At 60.6% G+C, this 1,224-nt stretch carries 1 protein-coding gene; it reads right to left on the bottom strand.

Annotated elements, in window-relative coordinates:
* Positions 1-26: 26 nt before the first annotated feature.
* A complete protein-coding gene (locus ACVOMB_RS21025) occupies positions 27-989 on the bottom strand; it encodes an IS110 family transposase (RefSeq protein ID WP_481532930.1) in 963 nt (320 codons plus the stop codon).
* Positions 990-1,224: the final 235 nt, after the last annotated feature.

Raw genomic sequence — 1,224 nt, 5'->3', positions numbered from 1 at the left:
GTAGAGCCGAGATCCTATGTTCGCGGTCAAGCCTGCTGGAAGCAGGCTTGACCTATTCTCAGCATGGTCGGATCGAAATCCCGGCCGCTTTTGAATACCCCCCACGCGATTCTGGCCAGCTTTCTAGCCAGGATGTTGAAACTGGCGGTGCTGCAGTGGCCTCCCTCACGGATGGCGGTGTAGAGGGGTTTGCCGCCCTTGGAGCGGGTCAGACCCATGGCGGCCATGTAGAGGATCTGACGTAGGCTGGCATTGCCTCGCTTAGACAAACGGCGTCGGCCGATCCGGGCACCCGACTCGTTGGGTCGAGGATCCAGGCCGGTGCAGGCAATCCACGCATCGGAGTTGGCCAGCGGCCAGCGGGTGATGTGATGGGTGATGAAGGCCGCCACTGTTGGCCCGATCCCCGGAATGGTCATGATTCGCCGATACAGATCGCGCTGTTCGCCGCTGCGGCACAGCTGCTGAATTTGCTGGTCCAGCATGGCGATGGCCGCTTTCAGGCCACTGAAGATGCCCCCAAAAAGGGCGGACTCCGACGCCCCCGCGCCCAGCGAGAGATTCAACTTCGCCCTGCTCCGGACCAGGCTGTCGCGTTGCTGGAGCAGCACATGCAGCCGCTCCTGCGCAGGCGAGCGGGCGACATGCTCATGCAGATTGTCGGCCTCTTTGGCGATGTAACGCGCAATGACCTGTGCATCGCCAGCGTCGGTCTTGCCGCGGCAGGCCACGCCCTTGGCGTAGTGTTTGATATCGCGTGGATTGAGCACGAACACGGTGTGACCGGCGTTCTGCGCAGCTTGAACCACAGGCTCGTGGTGCCGATTGGTTGCCTCGACACCAATACGGGACTTTGCTGGCAGGCTGGACAACCATTTGTTGATCGCCGAGGCTGAATTGGCGATTCGAATACTGCCTTTAGTGCCATGGCGCGCCACCACCAAGGTCTTTGAATCGGCATCGATTCCGACAGCGAAACGATCTGACATCTGCGCAACTCCCAGCTATTGTTGAGGGGCTGGGGTGGTACCGCACCACGTTGGCTTGCCTACATCGGCGGTCCTCAAAGGCCGCTAGATCCTTTATCGACGTTAAGGTGCGGGATGGGGATCGCTCGGCTCGTCTGTCGGCTGGTATCCGCAGATATCATGTTGACGGTCCCTCCACCCTGGCTCCTACATACCTCGTAGGAGCCGGGAGGAACATACAAGCCATGCTCGGCTG

It is taken from the genome of Stenotrophomonas sp. STEN018 (assembly GCF_056760235.1).
The sequence above is the reverse complement of the archived record's forward strand: the minus strand, read 5'-3'. Positions and strand labels throughout refer to the sequence as shown.